Below are 18,756 nucleotides of genomic sequence, written 5' to 3'. Positions count from 1 at the left end.
GTGGAAGAAGTAAATTGATTCGTTTTCACCACTTATGTGTGTGAGTATGAATCCTCTATATAGTACAAGAATAACAATAATTTAAATCAAAATTCATAAGGGTGAATTAAAGATTCATAAAAATGAAACGGCAATATTTTCTTTATCACACACTTAGTCTCTACCATTCTTTGCAGAAATTGATAGTTTGTTGTTATATGAAATAATTTTCACTCCAATAGAACTATTTCAATTTTTTCCCTTAATGTCGATATAATTGAGGATTCGCCAAAAAGCCTTTTCATATAGGAAGATGGGATCAACTCGCTAAACAAAGAAATAATGTACGTTGCGATTGATGGTATCAGTTAACCAGCCGATCCTTAGGGAAGGAGGTAGTGTACTAGAAAAATGGATTATGTTATGCACAAAAAAAGGGGGCTAAAACAGAGTATAAATACTTGAGATCGTGGGATTAGGTTCTTTGATAACTTCTTGTTTCCTACATAACAGACCTTATCTTGCGATAACAGACAGCAAGATATAAACATTAGGAGGATAACCAATATGAATTCATTAAAAAAAACGAAGAGCTTGATCAGCACTCTGACCGGGGCAGCGTTATTATTCTCGCTACCAATGACGGCAGGCGCAGAGAGCAATATCAACTATTTTGCCCATGCATCCGAAGAACCGGTTACCGTGTCTGAAGCTGTGTATGAAGCAGGATCAGGCGTTCTGAACGGGGGGGTGGCCGAGTTTCAAAAATCGACGGTCACTGAGGAGCATCAGGTTAGGAAGACACTCGTTAATCCCAACGCCTCGCCTGAAGCCAAATCGTTGATGAGCTATCTGGTCGATCAATACGGCAAGAGTATACTATCCGGTCAGCAGAACAGTTCTAACATTAGCTGGATGCAGGACGCGATTGGTAAAAAGCCAGCCATTGTCGGATTCGACCTGATGGATTATTCACCGTCTCGAGTCGAGTACGGCGCTTCCTCCTCCGAGATCGAGAATGCGATCGATTGGCACAGCCAAGGCGGTATTGTCACCGTCGTATGGCATTGGAACGCGCCGAAGGGTTTAATTGACCAGCCCGGTAAAGAGTGGTACAAGGGATTCTTCGGGGATTCCACCACTTTCGACGTTGATTACGCCTTGGATCACCCGGAATCCGAGGATTATAAACTTATTTTGCGGGATATCGATGCCATTGCAGCACAGCTTCAAAAGCTAAAAGATGCGAAAATCCCCGTGCTCTTCCGGCCGTTGCATGAAGCGGAAGGAGGATGGTTCTGGTGGGGCGCGAAAGGTCCGGAGCCGTCAAAGAAACTTTACCACCTGGTGTACGACCGCTTAACGAACGTGCATGATCTGAACAATTTGATTTGGGTCTGGAACTCTAGCGCACCGGAGTGGTACCCGGGAAACGATGTTGTAGATATCGTGAGTACGGATCATTATCCGTCTGCGGGCGACTATAGTCCGGTCACTGACAAGTATGATGCACTCGTCTCGCTTGTGAACAACCAGAAGCTGGTCGCATTAACCGAGAACGGGGCGATCCCGGATCCGGATTTACTCTCCAGTGACGGAACGAACTGGAGCTGGTTCACTACCTGGACGGGAGAGTTCCTGACCGATGGCGTAAACAACAGCCGGGAGCATTTGAACAAAGTGTTTAACCATCCAAACGTGATCACGCTCGATGAGTTACCGGATGTAGATCATTACGGCCAAAACAATTAACGGTGTGTCGTAAGTGCACAATGAACAACCAAGGCCTCTTTTGCGGATACGGGTTACCTGATCTCCGACAAGATCATACCGACGCAGGGCAGTTTTACCTTGACGGTAACAAATAAGAGAAGTCTTTGTGAAAGATAAAGAGGGGAATTGGACAGAAGACTCCGTTAGGATTGAGGAGTACAAGTATTTAGACTCTATGCCAATGAACCTGCAATGATTGAATGAAATTTAAAAAAACGCTTATGCTGAAGTGATGCACTGGTATTATCCCCTTTTAGTAGACAAGAGAAAAAAGACATCTGGTAAGATGGATTTAATCTTGTTGAACGGAGGGGATTTTTTCATGGCCAAAAAGGGACAACCCTTTCGGCAGTCTCCTTGGAGTTAAAGATGGGGGCAGAACAACAGGTACGCGAGTATATTTCATTTTATAACCAAAGTAGATTTCAGAAAAAAATTAAACAACCTGTTAGTTCTGAACTAAATAACAATAAGCATCCTAGCAGGACAGCAAGTATAACCACAACAGCTGTAGCCGTAGCCCCCATTAGGGATTTCATTAACTTATCAGTCCCTACAAAATACGGAAATAGGTACACGATAAAAGCCATTTCGCTGAACAGGGCCACGACGATCATTGTACCATTCCATATTCCAGCTGGTTGCCCAGCTGGAACCAATGCAATGGCCATGTCTATATTCATCTCTTTCGAGGCGAATAGGGGGAATGCCAGAACTGAGATTTCATGAAGCACTGGCATAGACCGTTAACGTCAAAAGTTTTAATTGATAAAATTCTAACGAAATGTGATTCCGTATGTCGAACATTACTGTAAATAAGATGATTGTTGCACAATACCAAACGGGATAAAGATTAAAGTCGCTAATTCTCTCGTTACACATAAAAACCATTTCTTTTATAGAGAGGCCGATTTTACGAATACCTATATATTTTTCTTTTTCTAAGGCTATGTTAAATTCTAATGTTGATTTTTGACTATAAGAAAACCTCCTTGATGAAAAGGCGGTTTATTGAGCTATCGTATCCGTTTGTTTAACTTTTGTATCGCATCAAATAGTGAGTAAAGAAGATTTTTTTTCAATCACAGCTTTTATTGTTGAAACACTTTGTTCGATTGATTGATTTGTTGTGTCAATAATATTGGATTCATAGTGATCCAAATTGTTAAATGCTCCCACATTTTCTCTACCAACTCAATGTTGGCATCTTCGTCCAATTTGGAACGATTGCTCGTTTCATTGTTACTTCTTTAGTCGCTCTTAAGATAATGTAATGTACTTCATAATTATCTTGTACGGCTTTTAACCACGGTTCTAAGAACCAAGGACCAACAATTCCATCTATAATCACATCGAACCCACCACGTGCAAAACGTTTTGCAGCTTCCAAAAAGGCTTCAATAACAATTAAGTTTTGTTCTTGTGATTCCGGTAAAAATGGAGGGATTGCCCCCTTATGAATGTAGTGATAGAAATCATCAGTGTGCATATGTACCGACTTTGATAAATTAGACTCTTTAGCAACAATTGATGCCGTTGTGCTTTTACCAGTTCCTGGTGAACCAGTAATTATAATAATTCTGCCTTGTTTCATAAATATTCTCCTTAATTAAATGTAGGCTTAAAACAACCCCCTTCAATCAACTAACCTGCCACTTTTCTTCAAGCGGCTATGATAGCTGTTTACGTTTAGGATATGGTACACGCCTTTGACACGTTGTTTTCCTTCGGACTTGAATCGGTATTGAGCAAAAGATAAGCGGTTCTTTCCATGCGTAGACGATATAAATATTCCCAATGGTTTCACCTGAAACGGTTTTATATACCTTGAATAAATAAATTGAATGTAGCTTTTGGCTTTAGAAGCGATTTGCTGATGTGCATCTTCCAAATCATAAAACCAGGAGAGATTTGTAATGGTCAATCATAACAAACGGAGTTTGGCGAAAAGGGATCAGCGATGTTAACGCGAAAAAAACGGCCTCTTTTGAATGATCCAGCATGAAGGTCGTCTTTTTATTGTCCTCCGAATACCATTACTCAGATGTCATTTCATTACCTGATACGACATCTCATGCAGCTAGAGGCAAAAAGATTATTATGATTCGAGTAGACAATACGATAATACCAATTATCCAACAATGGTGCTCATCTTGATCTTTCGGTCTCGTTATCCGTTTCACGTATCGACTTTATAACAAGTTCAGAGAAAGCTTTCACTGTTGGAGATAGCCACTTTTTCTTTTTAATCAGCATATGGGAGTATATCGGATCGAACTTTTCGGAATGACTTACAATTTTAAGTTTTCCACTATCCACGTCTTCTTTAATTGTAATATAAGGCAAAAAAGAAAATCCAAGCCCACTCATAACGGTTTGTTTAATCGCCTCTATACTCCATAACTCCATGGTTTGAAATGGATGAATATCATGCTTTACAAGATATCTTTCAAACATGGTCCGATAACTACAGCCTTCTTCATTCGTTATAAAAAAATGGTTGGTGTTCTCTCGCTTATATTCATCGAAATGGTCTGGGCCAAAGAATAAGGATGAGTTTGACATGAGGATATTTCAAAGAGAATTCCCTTATAATCGGACTTAATCTAGAAATCGTTAAAGACTCTGGTGCAGCCACCTTAACAACACCTTTAACTTCCTGGTTGCTTCGTATATTTCTAATCTGGTCATGAGTAGCCAGTAGATCTTCTGCCAGAGGTATTAATTCTCTCCCTAATGGAGTAAGTTTCAAATGCCTTCTTTCGTAAGTGAAAAGCTCCCCGCCAATCTCTTCTTCAAGCGACTGTATATGGGCAGTGATCGTGAGTGTATCCCAATTGCGATGCAGCCCCTGTATAACTTCCGATTTCGATAATCGTCTGAAATGTAATAAGGTGTCTAATTTCCATCGGTGTTCTCCTTAGGTTTAATTTCTATCGATAAAAATGATAATGATTTTGAATATTTCAATTTTATTAATGAACAGATTCATCATACAATAGAACCCTTCTGATCGTAAATTAATCTACAAGGGAGGAAACAATGAATGGAACCGTTCAAAATTTCAATTCCAGAGCAACAATTGCACGATCTATCTATCAGACTAAAACAGGTTCGATGGTCTTCAAGTTTCTCTATAGAACCATGGGCTCTGGGGACAGACTATTCCTTTTTGAAGAGATTAGTTGATTATTGGGGCACGGAATACAACTGGCGTGAACAGGAAGCTTGGTTAAACCGTTTCCCACAGTTTATGGAACATGTGGATGGCTTCGATATACACTTTGTGCACGTCCGGGGTGAAGGAACATCCACACGACCACTGTTGTTGACTCATGGATGGCCAGGATCATTTGTAGAGATGTTAGAACTAATACCTTATCTAACAACCCCATCGCTATATGGTGGACATGCTGAAGAGGCATTTGACGTGATTATTCCCTCTTTGCCAGGATTTGCATTTTCGAGTAAACCTACACGGCCGGGAGGGGGGTCCAAATACGTAGCCACGCTGTGGGCAAAACTTATGGATCGTTTGGGTTATGAAAGTTATTTGGTTCAGGGAGGGGATATTGGGGCAGGGGTCTCAACATGGTTAGCATTCATGTACCCTGAACGGGTGAGGGGACTTCATCTCAATTATATTCCTGGAAGCTACAAGCCACCCCTCACTCCGAATACACCATCTGTTAGCGAAGAAGAGCAAGCTTACTTTGACATCGTAGCTGAGTGGTTGGAACGAGAAGGTGCTTATAGCGCCCTTCATAGAACGAAGCCGGAAACACTGGCTTTTGCACTAAGTGATTCCCCAACCGGTCTTGCCAGTTGGATGGTAGAAAAATTTCAAGGTTGGAGTGACTGTGACAGAGATATGGAAAGGTCTTTTTCACTTGATCATATCCTCACCAACATATCGATTTACTGGTTTACCAATTCGATTGCCTCTTCCATACGAATATATACTGAAGGCACCAAAATGCCACTGCATTTCACCGAAGGCCAGCGTGTTACTGTTCCTACAGGGGGTTCCTTATTTCCCAAGGAGCTACCCACGCCTCCTCGAAGCTGGGTAGAACGCGTCTATAATATTACGTACTGGGAGAAAGCGAATAAAGGCGGTCATTTCGCCGCTATGGAAAATCCTAAATTGTTTGCCGAACATCTAAATCATTTTTTTCATTCACTAAGCATCTGATAGTCTCTATCCTTGAGAGGGCTATGAACCACCAGTACAACTGGTTACCGTCTTCAGAATGCAACTCTTCAGGTGCTTCCAGAGAGCAGGGTAGAAGCGATAACCCGTTAATACTTGATGGTTGTTGGTCATTAAATATACGGAGGAATGTACGCACATAGAAGCTATCGTTGGTGCATCTTGTTGTTTAGAAATTTAGTCCAGAGCAATATCCGACTCTCTCTTGGATCTACTTTTTAAGGAAGCAACCTTAGCACGGTGCAATACCGAACTGCGGTTGCTTCAGTTAACTAAGACATACTGCCGTTTACTTCAGATAGGTTCCCGTTTCTCCAATTCCACCTCTGCCATTCAATACATATACCCTTGCATTTCCTTTGCCGGAGCATGTCAGGGTAATCTTGCCATCAGTAACGGTTTTGGAATCACCGGTCACCGCATCCACATAGGTTCCGTTCGGAATTCCGGTAAACGTGGCGTTTCCTGAAATCGTGACCAATGCAAAGCTGTCAATGCCTTTGGCACTGTCAGTATATCTTCTCTTAAACGCCAGATTGCCCGATACATTCTCTGTGGAATACTGGCCTTTTTGCAAGGCGGGTACAGCTCTTCTGATTAAATTAAGCTGTCTGATATGTTTCGCCAGAGGATGATTGAGCGATTCCGCAAGCGTGCCAGTAGCATTCGTGTATTTGCCGTAATCTTGTACCGTAACATTGCCTTCCATGTGATCGCCGAAATATGCCCGTCCTGTTTTGCTTAGCGGTGCGTTTGGACCTGTATCAATGGTTGCCCCTTTTTGAAACTCGATTTCGGAGCCATAGAAGATAGCGGGTATTCCGCGGAAGGTGAACATCAGATCGAGATTCTCGGCCCAAGTGTCCTGTGTGCCCGCAAATCTTTGATTTTCCGGAGCCTGGTCGGGCGCATAGTCATGCGAGTCGACATAGGTTACATTCCAGGTAGCATCATTATAGTATTGATCGCCACCTTTCATACTGAATGCTTCCTGTGCAGTCTTGAATGCCCAATGCATTGGAAAATCAATCACATCCATGCCCGATTTCATCGAATAGTCAGGCGTATGATAGGTATTTCCGTTTAAGAAAGCATTGTTCGAGGTTGGCTGTCCTGCTGTAGTAGAGTTGTCCGCCCACTCTTGTTCAACTGACGCTTTATTGGAGGCGTAGTCATTCTTTCCATCGCCCGGATACGATTTTGAGCTTTTCCAAGTATAGAATGGCGTCGAGATCGCTGGAATTCCACTGTTCCAGACATCTCTGTAACGAGTGGCTACTTCTCCAAAAATATAGAAATCCGAGCCGCCTCTTGTCTTCCAGGCAGGAATATAGTATTTATTGAAAATATACCGGCTTACATGCTTCACCGTATCGACACGGAAAGCGTCAACACCCATGTCTATATAGTGATTGTAGGTATCAATTAAATATTTGTTAACTGCAGGGTTTTCCGTGTTCAAATCCACGCAATCGCCCGCTATCTGACCGGTTTGAACAGTATAGGATTCCCAGGAGAGACTTTTCTCTGTATGGTAAATGTTATTGTTCGTCCCCTCTGACTTCATTAAGGCGAGCCTTGCCTGATACTGCTGATCGGGTGTCATGGAATCATAGTTTGGCGGCAACTTATCCGTAGTCTTCACCAAGTTGTTAGCGGTATCGGGTTTAGCTGGATCTTTCTTGAACATGGGATACAGATTCTCTTCACCGAAATTACCCGTATGATTGACGACGATGTCCTGAATAACCTTCAGCCCTTTGGCATGGGCCGCATTGATCAAATCCTGATAAGAAGCTCCTGCCGATTCATACCGTGGGTCTACTTTGGCAAAATTTAAAGCATGGTAACCATGGTAATCATAACCGCTGGCATTTTGCACAACAGGTGTAATCCAGATGGCGCTGAATCCGAGGGCTTTGATATAATCGAGCTTTTGAATCAAGCCCTTAAAGTCCCCTCTCCAAGCTGGGTCCGAATCTGGATTGCGCGCCTTTCCATCATCCCATGCGTGCACGTTATTGCTCGAATCACCGTCATAGAACCGGGAAGTAATCACGAAGTAAATAGTATCTTCCCGAAAATCCCCCTTAGTTCCAATATTATAAACAAAGCTCTGTTTGGTTTGATTACCAGCACCGTCTATAACGAGAAATTTTAATGTCGTGGTCTTGGAGATAAGAATAGACGGTCCAGTCACTCCGGCCAGCGCGTTGCCGAGGATATAGACTTTTGAGCTTGTGGTTGGTTCTGTACCATCCTCCGTATAGTATGCCTTGGTCGTTGCTGCCTTGTTATCTTTCAGGTTAAAGGATACAGTCACTGAGGAATCGGAATGCCCTGCAGGCAAATTCGCTGTGATTGTCGGAGCTTGCAGATCTGCATTCAGGTCAATCACATAAGCGAAAGAGGATGCATTTCCAGTTTGACCGATTGAATTAACACCGAAGGCCTTAATGGTCAAAGAGGACGCAACTTGGATTGGAGAGGTATACAAGATCGAGGATGTCGTAGGTGTCGAACCGTCTATCGTATAGTAAATCTTATCGTCACTGTTGGTGCTGGAAAGCGTCACCGTTTGGGACGAATCATAAGTTTTGGGTACAGGAGAGGCGGAAATCGCCGGAATTTTAGGCATTTCCGGGCTGGCATCATACCATGTGTTATCTGTGTAATACCAGCCCTCTTTCACACTGCGGGACAAGTCGGCGGTCTGTTTGCCGCTACTGTCATTGAAGATGAGACTTGAGCCTGTCGCCTCGGCAATGGTGTAGCTGTACCAGTCGTTTCCATCCGGCTTCATCAGGATTCCCGGCCACGCCCCGCTTATCGGAACGGTTGTCGGATTCAGATTCCAGTAATGGATTCGAATCGCTGAATTCCAGCTTGAAGGTTTCTTAAAGTGAACCGTTAACCCAGTTTGAGTTGATTTAGGTGTTGTGGTAGGTGCATACGTTGCGGTTACGGTAGACGTGATAGAAGCGGTTGTCGACGGAAAGGCAGTTGCTGTGGAATTCGTGTAGGTGGATGTATAATCGGTGTTACTGGCCGAAGCTACGCCGGGTAAACCGAAGAAGTTGAAGCAAAGTGATAAAATAATCAACCAAGAAATAAAACTCCTAGTTTTTTTCCTTAGCAAGTTAACAACCTCCTGATAATATTTAGTGGGGGACATAATGCAATCGGTTGCATTAAAAGTTAAAAAAAAGAAAGACATTTATTTTGATAAAATGGATTCATTTATCGCCTCCTCCACGGTATATATGGAAAATAATCATTGTACGCGCTTACAAAATAAACTATGAGAAAAGCCCATTAACACAGGGCTCTATATCAATGATTTTTTCCTTTTATGATTATATCATCCATACTTTTACTGGTCAATGCATTGCTAGGGACATATTTTTAAGGTTTTAAGAGTTTATATTTTAGTACTGAAAAGGGGATGATTTTTTCAACGTAATACTTATGTCTGACTTTCTTTTGCTGGATTTACGTTTTTCTTTCATTTCTTCATGATATTGTTTCGGCTTACTTTTACTTCTGTTTTTAAGGTCTTTGATGGCTTTGGCTAAAAACAGTGAAAAGATGGATTTCAGAAAAAAGCGTATGTTTAAACGAAGAAAGTGGAGTGAACGGATCAAGGAGCAGGTGGGGAAGCCGTTAGGAATTTATCTTTAATATAAGCATTGACAAATTTTTGAATAAGTGAAATCATGTCTCTAATTACAATTATGTGCAAACGATTGCCCCTTTAAAAGCTTATACATTTTGCTTTTTTAGCCTCTTTTATTTACTCCTAATCTCCCAAGAGAGGTTGGTCGTAAAATAAAATCAAAAAGGAGAGTTTAGTATGAGGAGGAGGGCAAGCCCCATCTTGAGACGAACCTGGAGTATCGTTCTCTTTGTCGCATTGTTGTTGCAAACGATTGGCTTTAATCCCGAAGCACAGGCGAATGCCAATGTTCGGCAGTTAGACGGTTCGGATGCGAAGCTATCGGCTGTCGCAAACTACGTACTCCCGGAAAGGACGAAGGATGGTATTATTTTTCATGAGTGGAACCTTTAATACGCTGTAGCTAGATTGCAGCAACGTGCAATCTTGATTTTTTTACAAACAGGAAAAATTGACTGTATTTTCAAAAAAAACGAAAATCATTTGAAATTCGTACTTAACCAGCCTGAGAAAGTTTTTTATATTATTTTGTGCTGCTATCCTTCCACTGAGAAAGCTATGACAGAATCAGGATTTTGAGGCTTCTTTAAGGATGTTATTACATAAAAGCGGATCTTAATACAATCTTAATGCTGTAGGCAAATTCGTAATACGGTACTGATTTTGCTCATGATATACTAAGGATTGAGAGAGATATAATAGAGGGTGGGCACAGGATGGCATTATGGCAACGCTGAGATAAAAATAGAAAAAACATCATCTCAAACAAAGTTTATTCAAACACATATCGGAGTTGGTTACCGTTTGGCTTCAGGTTGGAGATGATGGCTAGGTAACAATACCATTATGTAATTAGAGATCATGCTCTTATGGAGCATGATCTCTCAGGCTGTCGAGAAACCCCCTGTTTTTTTGCAGGGGGTTTAAAACTGTCTTAGTGGTCTAAAAACTAGGGTCCTCAGATCGTTTTAAATCGATTTTTGTTTTAAAATATGCGTCTCCCCATATAAAAATAGAAGTGTCGAAAAGTCCTCTGGACTTTCTCGACACTCTGTAGAGATCATGCTCTTATGGAGCATGATCTCTTTATTTTTCATCTGCCATCTATATCTTAAGATGATCTTTATACCTATATGAAAACCCTAATCCTAAACTAATGGTGAAAATGTTACGCTGAACTCAGAAGTAAGGAGGATAAGGAGGTTTAGCATGTGAGATGGGCACTACCTTGTTCGTCTGTTTCATCGGCTAAGCTGTCAACTGAGTGATAGGGAAAGAGGTGTGGGGATGAATGAAATTTTAACAATTGCGGGTCTGATCTCAATTGTGCTGCCGGTGCTGCATTCCGTAAAAAAATATATGATTTTACCGATTTGCAGAAGGTGACACGGAAGGATATCCATGAGAATTATGATGTCTAAAGCAGCTCAGAAGTTTGCTCTCGGTACACCCGTCGATGAGATCAGAGAAATCCTGACAAACAGCTATGAGTTAGACGAAAACCAGGTTGAAGAGACAATGCTTTTGGCACTTCCTCATCGGAACGATACCGATGGTAGATATCTTGCCTTTATCAAGGCTGTAAATCGGGTGCTGGGACAAGAGGTTTACAGCTAAACCTCAGAAAGAAGGAAAAATATGAATCGTCAGGCCGCGTTACTGGTGTCTGCTCCCAATCTAGCCGGAGAACAATTTTATTGAAATCGATATTAAGGAAAAACAATTGCCGACAAAGGAGTTCAGCAAGTATATATATTTGAAGAACAACGGAGGGAGCCTTTTTTTGTATGCAGAAAATCTAAGTAGAATGACAGACACTGGAAAAACAAGGACAGGTAGAGCCGAAAACAGAAGAAAACACATAAAGACAAGAAAAACCTTGGAATGATGTCGCTTCTTTTTTTGGTTCGTGATGAACGGAAGGACTACAATAAGCAATTAAACACGACAAATCGATGTCTGCAAAGAGGAAGAGAGAATAAGCTCTATGAATTCCATGAAAGCGTTTGACATATTTGAATATCAATCTATAATTATGAACAGAATTGGACCTCACAGAGATGGAAGTATTCTGATTTTTTCAATATGAAACGGATTGAGCTGTCACCAATTTTCAAATAGGTCGCTGCCTATGAGGAATACGATAATTGATAGAGCTGTTGTTCATAAACAGCAAGCTCCATAACCAGGGGCTTGCTGTTTCATTTACCTAAGGAGAATGGGTCGGAATGACACTTAAAAAAAGAATCTTTTTATTGTTTTTTCTCAGCGCGTTCATCCCCTTTATTAGTATATTTGTAATTTCTTACTATACCATTGATTCCATTTTTGCGAATAAAATCAATGATGGAATTCGGAGCAATCTACAGCAGGTAACTTCATCACTGGAGAATTCAATTAACAACCTGAATCATGTTACTCAGCAATTGTCATATAGAGGTACATTAGGTAAGAAACTGGATGAAGTCTTGAAGCCTTCCTCTAATATATTTGAATTGATTGAGGCTAGAGATGAATTAAAGAATGAGTTAAATGTCGTAACGTTTACTAATCCGAATATAGGTCTGACCTTATACTATTTCCAGAAAGAAGGCACTACACAGTTCGCTAACTTTCCCATCAAAGATCGTTTTTCCCCCGAGTCTTTGCCTGTGCTATTCAAATCATATGGCATTGCGTACTATGGTCCCCATATCAGTATGAACCGATTTGATGATCAGCTCGTTTTATCTGCTATGCGAAAGGTACAACTGCCTCAAAGGGACGATGTATATATTTACGTCGAATCCGGCTTTCGACTTACACAGGATATACTGGATTACAATCAATACAAAGGAGCTTTATCGCATTTGATCCTGAATGGTGAGGGCAACATTGTTTACAGTGAAATTCCAGAAACGATGAAGGTCGGGGAGAATTTCTCCAGCTTATCGAAAGGTACTGCAAAAGATGGAATATCCCGTGATTACCATTGGTTTAAGGAGGACTCCTCTCAGAATTGGAGCGTCATATCGGTAATTTCGCAGGCTAAGTATCAACAGGAGAAAAACCAGTGGCTGCTTCAAATATTACTGGTCGCTTTATTTTTTTTCGGCTTTACCGTATTTCTTGCTTGGCTTCTGTGGAAGACCGTCTACAAACCACTCGGTCTGTTCCATTCGGAAATTAACGGAATGTCTCAGAATCCACAAAAGGCAGGCAGCCAGATCCGCACTCAAATTCCCGAATTTGACTTTCTGCTGGGGGAATTCTCAAATATGCAGCATCAAATCGGCGACCTGTTCAAGGAAGTGCAGCAGAAAGAGAAGATCCGTGCAGATTTGGAAGTGGAAAAATTGTTATATCAGATCAATCCTCACTTTCTGATGAATACGCTGGATACTGTGCACTGGCTGGCCGTTATGAACGGACAAGGGGAGATTGACAAGTTGGTGCAATCCTTGAACAAGCTGTTGTATTACAATTTGGGTAAATTAGGGCAAGTATCCACGATGGAAGAGGAAATTGATGCGCTAAGACAGTACCTAATCCTGCAACAAATTCGATATGACTTTGAATTTGACGTGCGTATTTCAGCGGATGATCAAGTGCTACAAATACCTGTGCCTCGTTTTATTCTGCAACCGTTGGTTGAAAATTCACTTTATCATGGACTGAGTGACGAAGGTTTTATACAAATTGAAGTTACACTCGCCAAAACGCTGAATATTTTAATACAGGATAATGGTGCAGGTATGACCGAGGAAGCGATTCAAAGACTTCTGAACAATCGTATAGCTGAACATAAAAAAGTAGGGATGGGCATCGGACTCAATTATGTCCACCGCATGTTGAGGGCACAGTACGGAGATCAAGCACAACTGGTGATCGAAAGTGAATTGGGTACAGGGACAAGTATACTGCTCATACTTCCTATCAAAGGAGAAGATGTCTGAGGATGATTAAGGTGTTGATTGTGGATGACGATAAATTGGTACGAAAAGGAATAAGCTCCGCGATGCCGTGGAACGAGTTCAATATGGAGGTTGTAGGAGAAGCAAGTAACGGGTTGAAAGCACTGGATTTTCTGAAATCCCAACCGGTCGATCTGATGTTGACGGATCTCGCGATGCCGGTAATGTCAGGTATTGAACTGATGCGAGCTGCCAGGCAGCTCTATCCAGAACTACATATTGTCGTATTAACACTGCATCAAGATTTCGATTATATCCAGGAAGCGCTCAGGCTGGGAGCCATCGATTATATAGCCAAAGTTCAGCTCGAGAAAGAGCAATTCGAACACGTGCTGCATCGAATACATACCCGGATTGACGAGCTGGCGAATACAAGACGAAAGCTGCCGCTGCTAAGTGAGACCAATGTCCTTTATCGCCATGTGTATGCACTTGTTTCACTGGATCGCAAGTCAGGACAGAACTGGCCGATTGAACTGACATCCAATGTAGATGAGATCCGTTGGGAGGTTGAACGGAACAGTTGGATGTGGACGGCACCCATGGACGTAGAGGATCAGCTGTTCCGTAAACTGAAGGAATACCTGGATCAAGTTCCCCAAGGCGCCTTGCTGGTTCTGTCCGATGTACAAGAGCGAACATGGTCGCAAATCCAAAACTGGATTATGAACTATACAGAAACGTCCTTATTCTATGCATACAATCCTTGTGATCCTGTCATTTCCGTTTCGATGAATGTGGAGGACTCATTTCCAATAGAACCGCAGGATGAAGACATGGATCGTATTAAACAAAGTTGGTTCCTATCACCATGGACCCACAACGACAGTTACTACAACCAACTGATTGAACAGTTCAAATCACTAAGACTGCATAAAGGCCAGCTGATGGGTTTGCTATACTCTATAGTTATGGAATGGAATCACCTTTTTGCTCAGACCACGCTGGGTAGAATCTCAATGATCCATTCTTTTCAATCCTGGTACGAGGTAGAAGATTGGATCAAGCAGACCTCTGTGGGCATTCGTAAGGCAGATGAACAGACTTCGTATTCACAAGAAATTGTAGACGCCGTGAAAAAAGCGATTATGATCATGCAAAATGATTTGGACCAAGCTTTTACAGCTTCAGGTCTGTCCCAACAACTGAACATCAGCCGAAGCTATTTCAGTCAATGCTTCAAGGATTTGATGGGGAAAACCTTTAATGAGTACTCCCGATTTATACGAATAGAGAAGTCTAAAGAGTATTTATTGAATACAACCAACACGATTTTCTGGATTGCGGAGCGAGTGGGTTATACGGATGAAAAATATTTCAGCCGAATTTTTCGCGAATTGACAGGTCTGCTGCCAAGCGAATATCGACAGCTCGGCAGAGGGGATAAATAGCGTATTCTCCCAGATGAGTCAATAATCCGGGCGAAAGAAGGGAAAGCGATGATTAAGAAGATGGCTGCGTGTGTTCTTGTCGTCAGCTTAATTACAGGGACAGTATATTTCAGCAGCCCATACTTCCGGGAATCACCAATGGGATCAACGAAAACAATCTCGGACACTGCTACTGCCGATCCATTGGGGAAATATGAACATCCCGTTTCCATCCGGCTGGGATATGTGGTAGACCCAACAGGCGCGGATCTATCCGGAGGAGAAACACTTGAGAAGAATATGTGGAAAACGATGATTAAACAATACCTCAACATTGATGTCCAGGTATTATGGCAGGTGTCGAAGGAAAATCTGGGTCAGAAAATCGATCTGGCTATCGCCAGCAATGATCTGCCGGATGCCATGATTGTAAATCAGGTGCAGCTGAACGAGATGATCAAGGCTGGAGAAATTGAAGATCTAACCGAGGCATACAATAGCAGCGTATCACCGGAAATAAAAAAAATCATCGATAGCACAAACGGATTGGCTATGGAACAAGTGACCTTCGATGGCAAGATGATGGCTGTTCCTTCTATGACAGCGGAAGACTTCAGCATGCTCTGGATTCGACAGGATTGGCTGGATCGTCTTGGACTGAAGCCGCCGAAAACGGTCGATGACCTGGAAGCTATCGCCAAGGCCTTTGTGGAGAATGACCCGGATGGAAACAGTAAGCGGGATACGATTGGCCTTGCTTCAAGCACTGGACTGTATAACGATTTCAACAACAGTGCTTTTGCTTTTGATCTAACGCCGATCTTCGCAGCATATGGATCTTTCCCGGGATATTGGCTGAGCAAAGATGGAAAACCTGTATACGGTTCGGTTCTACCGGAAACGAAGGACGCCTTGGTCAAGCTGCGTGAAATGTACGCCAAAGGTCTTCTCGATCCAGAAATGGGCATCCGCAAAGAAGCGGAGGAAACAGTCATTAACGGTCAGGCGGGGATGTTCTTTCAAGGTTTCTATGCTGGGTACTGGCCCCTTCCGAGCGCTTGGCAGAACGAGCCGAAGGCGAACTGGCAAGCATATGCACTCCCGCTGGATGCAAACGGAGCATACCATGTGAAGGTGGATAATCCGTCAAGTTCATTCTTGGTGGTACGAAAAGGATATGCTCATCCCGAAGCGATCATTAAAATTAACAATCTGTACCTTCGTGATGAGTTCAAGTACGGTACGCGTTTTATGCTGAGCCGCAATTTCTTTGCTCCGGCAGATGAGGCACGATATGAATCGAAGGCCGCGCAGGATATTCTGATGGGAACCAAAACACCCGCCGATTTCAAGGGCAAGTCTGAATACAAATTACTGGAAAACTTGGTTTCGACGATGAAACAAACCAAATTGAAGCCTTATGATCAACATGGTATTTCCTATTGGAATAAACAGAGCGACAGCTTTATGCGGAGTTATTCGCTTCTTGTAGGCGGAAGAAATTTCTTCGATCCAAACATCCATAAAGTTCGAAGCCTTACCTACATACGAACTCCAACGATGGAGAAGGCTTGGGGTGAACTATCGAAACTGGAACATGATACATTTTTGAAAATTATTTTAGGCGCTGAACCAATCGATTCATTTGATCAATTTGTCGAGGAATGGAAGGAACAAGGGGGCGATCAAGTGACTGTGGAGGTGACCGTAGCCCATAATCATCGCTGAAGACCATCATGAATGTGATACGATAAATTCTACACGACACTTTTATAATTACATTAATCAAGCCGACAGATTCCTGTTTCAGGAGCTGCCGGTTTTTTTGTTCTTCACTTTGATTAGTAAGTAAGGATAGACAAATGTATGTCGGTAGGTAGGATAAATGCTTACAAGCCAACTACGGCTTCATGATCCCGAATGAAACCGTATACATTTCTCTATCCAAACAGACGTTCAATCCCTATCTCGATTTGTCTTCTCCTAGTCTTATAATGAAAGCGCAAACAACAACGATAGAGAAATATTCAGAACGAAGGGGAATCGAATGTGATGAGAACTAAATGGTTCATAAAAAGAAACATGTTGACGAGACGTCTGGCCGTGCTGTCGATGTCTGCCCTGATGATTTCAACCCTTGCAGCCTGTGGGGGTTCCTCCAACCCTCCCACTGCGGAGGAAGCGGGCAAGTATGAGGAAACACCGGGAGACCCATTCAGTGCCTATAAAGACGAAATAACCGTAACGATGGGTCGTGTGACTACAGCCAACCCGAAACTGCCGGCTGGAGATACGTATGAGAACAACGCGTATACTCGGCTGGTCAAAGAAACGTTTAACGCTCAGATTAAAGACCAATTTGAAGCCAACGGAGAAGATTACAGCCGTCAGGTTTCTCTCGCCATCGCCTCTGGGGAACTGCCTGACATGATGCGTGTCGATTCCAAGGATGAACTCAAAGAACTGGTTGATAATGATCTGATTGAAGATATGACGGAAATTTACAAACAGTATGCCACAGATAACATCAAGAACATTTACGAATCTTATGAGGGCCGTGCATTAGATAATGCGACGATAGATGGACGTTTAATGGGACTTCCGGCTACTTCCCTAGATTCCGCGCCAACCATGGTCTGGGTTCGTCAGGATTGGCTGGATTTACTGGGTATCCAACTTGACGCAGACGGAGACGGGGCCATCAAGCTGGATGATGTGGAGAAAACGGCCGAGGAATTCCTGAAAAGAGATCCTGGCCAATCCGGGAAACCGGTAGGTATTCCCTTTGTGAACACCCTGAATACAAGTGACTATAATGGTTCCGCCTATACCATGCTGGGAGTTGCCTCCACCAAGGGTGCATTCCCTCAATACTGGATGAAGGGAAAGGATGGCAGCATTGTTTATGGCTCGACAACAAAGGAAACCAAGCAGATGTTAGGCGTCATGGCAGATTGGTTCAAGAGAGGCATCATCGACCCGCAATTTGGAACACGCACATTTGATGATATTACGGCACTGTACACCAACGGCCAAAGCGGTATTGCTTTTGGACCATGGCATATTCCCGACTGGGGTCTGAGCAGCGTGAAGCAGATGGATAAGAATGCGAAATTCACGGCTTACACTTTGGAGGATGCAGACGGAAAGGTACACGTGGCACACGCCAATCCAGCCAATCAGTTTATCGTTGTGAGAAAAGGATATGAACACCCGGAACTCGCCGTTAAAATAGTAAACCTTTTCTACGATAAACTGGCAAATGATAAAAATGTGAAAACATCTATGCCAGAAGCCGCCAAGTATCAAGAGAACGGCGTAGACGGTTCTACCAGACCTTTTAATATTGAAGTCAACTCGGCTACCTCGCTGCTGGATGATTACTCTGACGTTGTTCGCGGGATTAAAGGGGAGATTAGTCTGGATCAGGTCCGGACAACCGAATCAAAGAACAATATTGAAAGTATCCAAACCTACTTGAGCGATATGGATACGGATAACGTAACAGCCTGGTCGAAATATCACTCGCGTATCAACGGAGTGGGACTCATCGACAAACTGACACAGGAAAACAAATTCGTTTGGATGACACCCGCTTTCTCTGGAACTACACCAAGCATGAAACAGACATGGGCTAATCTGACCAAGATGGAGCAGGAATCTTTCATCAAAATCGTGACTGGTGCAGAATCTCTGGATTACTTCGATACTTTCGTTAGCAATTGGAAGAAACAAGGCGGTGACCAGGTAATTCAGGAAATTGAAGACGAGGCCGCATCCAATAAATAAATA

The 18,756-nt window shown here is 42.6% G+C and carries 9 protein-coding genes and 3 pseudogenes; 8 read left to right on the top strand and 4 right to left on the bottom strand.

All coding sequences use genetic code 11. The annotated features are described in order from the left end of the window. Positions 1-696: 696 nt before the first annotated feature. A pseudogene (locus tag ACL9RM_RS16095) lies at positions 697-1,701 on the top strand (glycosyl hydrolase); the annotation flags it as partial. A 476-nt stretch (positions 1,702-2,177) separates the two neighbouring features. Here the strand turns inward: ACL9RM_RS16095 and ACL9RM_RS16090 are convergent. The 3 genes and pseudogenes from ACL9RM_RS16090 to ACL9RM_RS16080 all read right to left on the bottom strand — a co-directional run bounded on the left by ACL9RM_RS16090 (position 2,178) and on the right by ACL9RM_RS16080 (position 4,661). Continuing rightward, entirely contained in the window at positions 2,178-2,423 is a 246-nt protein-coding gene (locus ACL9RM_RS16090) for a hypothetical protein (protein ID WP_250268354.1), read from the bottom strand. A gap of 379 nt (positions 2,424-2,802) precedes the next feature. Further along, positions 2,803-3,346 (bottom strand): annotated as a pseudogene (locus tag ACL9RM_RS16085) (AAA family ATPase). 554 nt (positions 3,347-3,900) lie between these two features. Further along, positions 3,901-4,661 (bottom strand): annotated as a pseudogene (locus ACL9RM_RS16080) (LysR family transcriptional regulator). A gap of 137 nt (positions 4,662-4,798) precedes the next feature. Here ACL9RM_RS16080 and ACL9RM_RS16075 point away from each other — a divergent pair. After that, the gene (locus ACL9RM_RS16075; protein WP_250268355.1) at positions 4,799-5,947 is read left to right on the top strand and encodes an epoxide hydrolase family protein; all 1,149 of its coding nucleotides are present in this window, start codon (positions 4,799-4,801) and stop codon (positions 5,945-5,947) included. Between the two features lie 307 nt (positions 5,948-6,254). Here ACL9RM_RS16075 and ACL9RM_RS16070 read toward each other — a convergent pair whose 3' ends face one another. Continuing rightward, positions 6,255-9,104, bottom strand: a complete 2,850-nt coding sequence (locus tag ACL9RM_RS16070) for an alpha-amylase family glycosyl hydrolase (RefSeq protein WP_069291950.1) — start codon at positions 9,102-9,104, stop codon at positions 6,255-6,257. Positions 9,105-9,842: 738 nt separating this feature from the next. On the opposite strand from ACL9RM_RS16070, the gene ACL9RM_RS16065 reads away from it, so the two are divergent. From ACL9RM_RS16065 to ACL9RM_RS16040, 6 genes are all read left to right on the top strand, one after another. Then, complete coding sequence (locus tag ACL9RM_RS16065; RefSeq protein WP_250268357.1) at positions 9,843-10,034, top strand: hypothetical protein; 192 nt, start codon at positions 9,843-9,845, stop codon at positions 10,032-10,034. Between the two features lie 1,020 nt (positions 10,035-11,054). Continuing rightward, a complete protein-coding gene (locus ACL9RM_RS16060; protein ID WP_422759381.1) occupies positions 11,055-11,258 on the top strand; it encodes a hypothetical protein in 204 nt (67 codons plus the stop codon). 611 nt (positions 11,259-11,869) lie between these two features. Continuing rightward, entirely contained in the window at positions 11,870-13,576 is a 1,707-nt protein-coding gene (locus ACL9RM_RS16055; RefSeq protein WP_061828417.1) for a sensor histidine kinase, read from the top strand. Between the two features lie 2 nt (positions 13,577-13,578). Then, positions 13,579-14,985, top strand: a complete 1,407-nt coding sequence (locus ACL9RM_RS16050; protein WP_250268361.1) for a response regulator transcription factor — start codon at positions 13,579-13,581, stop codon at positions 14,983-14,985. Between the two features lie 48 nt (positions 14,986-15,033). Further along, positions 15,034-16,692 (top strand): extracellular solute-binding protein, encoded by a 1,659-nt coding sequence (locus tag ACL9RM_RS16045; RefSeq protein ID WP_250268362.1) that lies wholly within the window; start codon positions 15,034-15,036, stop codon positions 16,690-16,692. Positions 16,693-17,016: 324 nt separating this feature from the next. Then, on the top strand, positions 17,017-18,753 hold the full coding sequence (locus ACL9RM_RS16040) for a sugar ABC transporter substrate-binding protein (RefSeq protein WP_323873178.1): 1,737 nt from the start codon (positions 17,017-17,019) through the stop codon (positions 18,751-18,753). The last annotated feature ends 3 nt before the right edge of the window (positions 18,754-18,756 follow it).

Source organism: Paenibacillus sp. S29 (genome assembly GCF_049319765.1).
Lineage (GTDB): Bacteria > Bacillota > Bacilli > Paenibacillales > Paenibacillaceae > Paenibacillus > Paenibacillus polymyxa_B.
This window is presented reverse-complemented; position numbering and strand designations above follow the sequence as displayed.

What these genes read in the sequence shown, in the direction of transcription:
- ACL9RM_RS16055 (WP_061828417.1), top strand. Translation starts at nt 11,870, where the DNA reads ATGACACTTAAAAAAAGAATCTTTTTATTGTTTTTTCTCAGCGCGTTC.
- ACL9RM_RS16060 (WP_422759381.1), top strand. Translation starts at nt 11,055, where the DNA reads ATGTCTAAAGCAGCTCAGAAGTTTGCTCTCGGTACACCCGTCGATGAG.
- ACL9RM_RS16090 (WP_250268354.1), bottom strand. Translation starts at nt 2,423, where the DNA reads ATGGCCATTGCATTGGTTCCAGCTGGGCAACCAGCTGGAATATGGAAT.
- ACL9RM_RS16040 (WP_323873178.1), top strand. Translation starts at nt 17,017, where the DNA reads ATGAGAACTAAATGGTTCATAAAAAGAAACATGTTGACGAGACGTCTG.
- ACL9RM_RS16050 (WP_250268361.1), top strand. Translation starts at nt 13,579, where the DNA reads ATGATTAAGGTGTTGATTGTGGATGACGATAAATTGGTACGAAAAGGA.
- ACL9RM_RS16045 (WP_250268362.1), top strand. Translation starts at nt 15,034, where the DNA reads ATGATTAAGAAGATGGCTGCGTGTGTTCTTGTCGTCAGCTTAATTACA.
- ACL9RM_RS16075 (WP_250268355.1), top strand. Translation starts at nt 4,799, where the DNA reads ATGGAACCGTTCAAAATTTCAATTCCAGAGCAACAATTGCACGATCTA.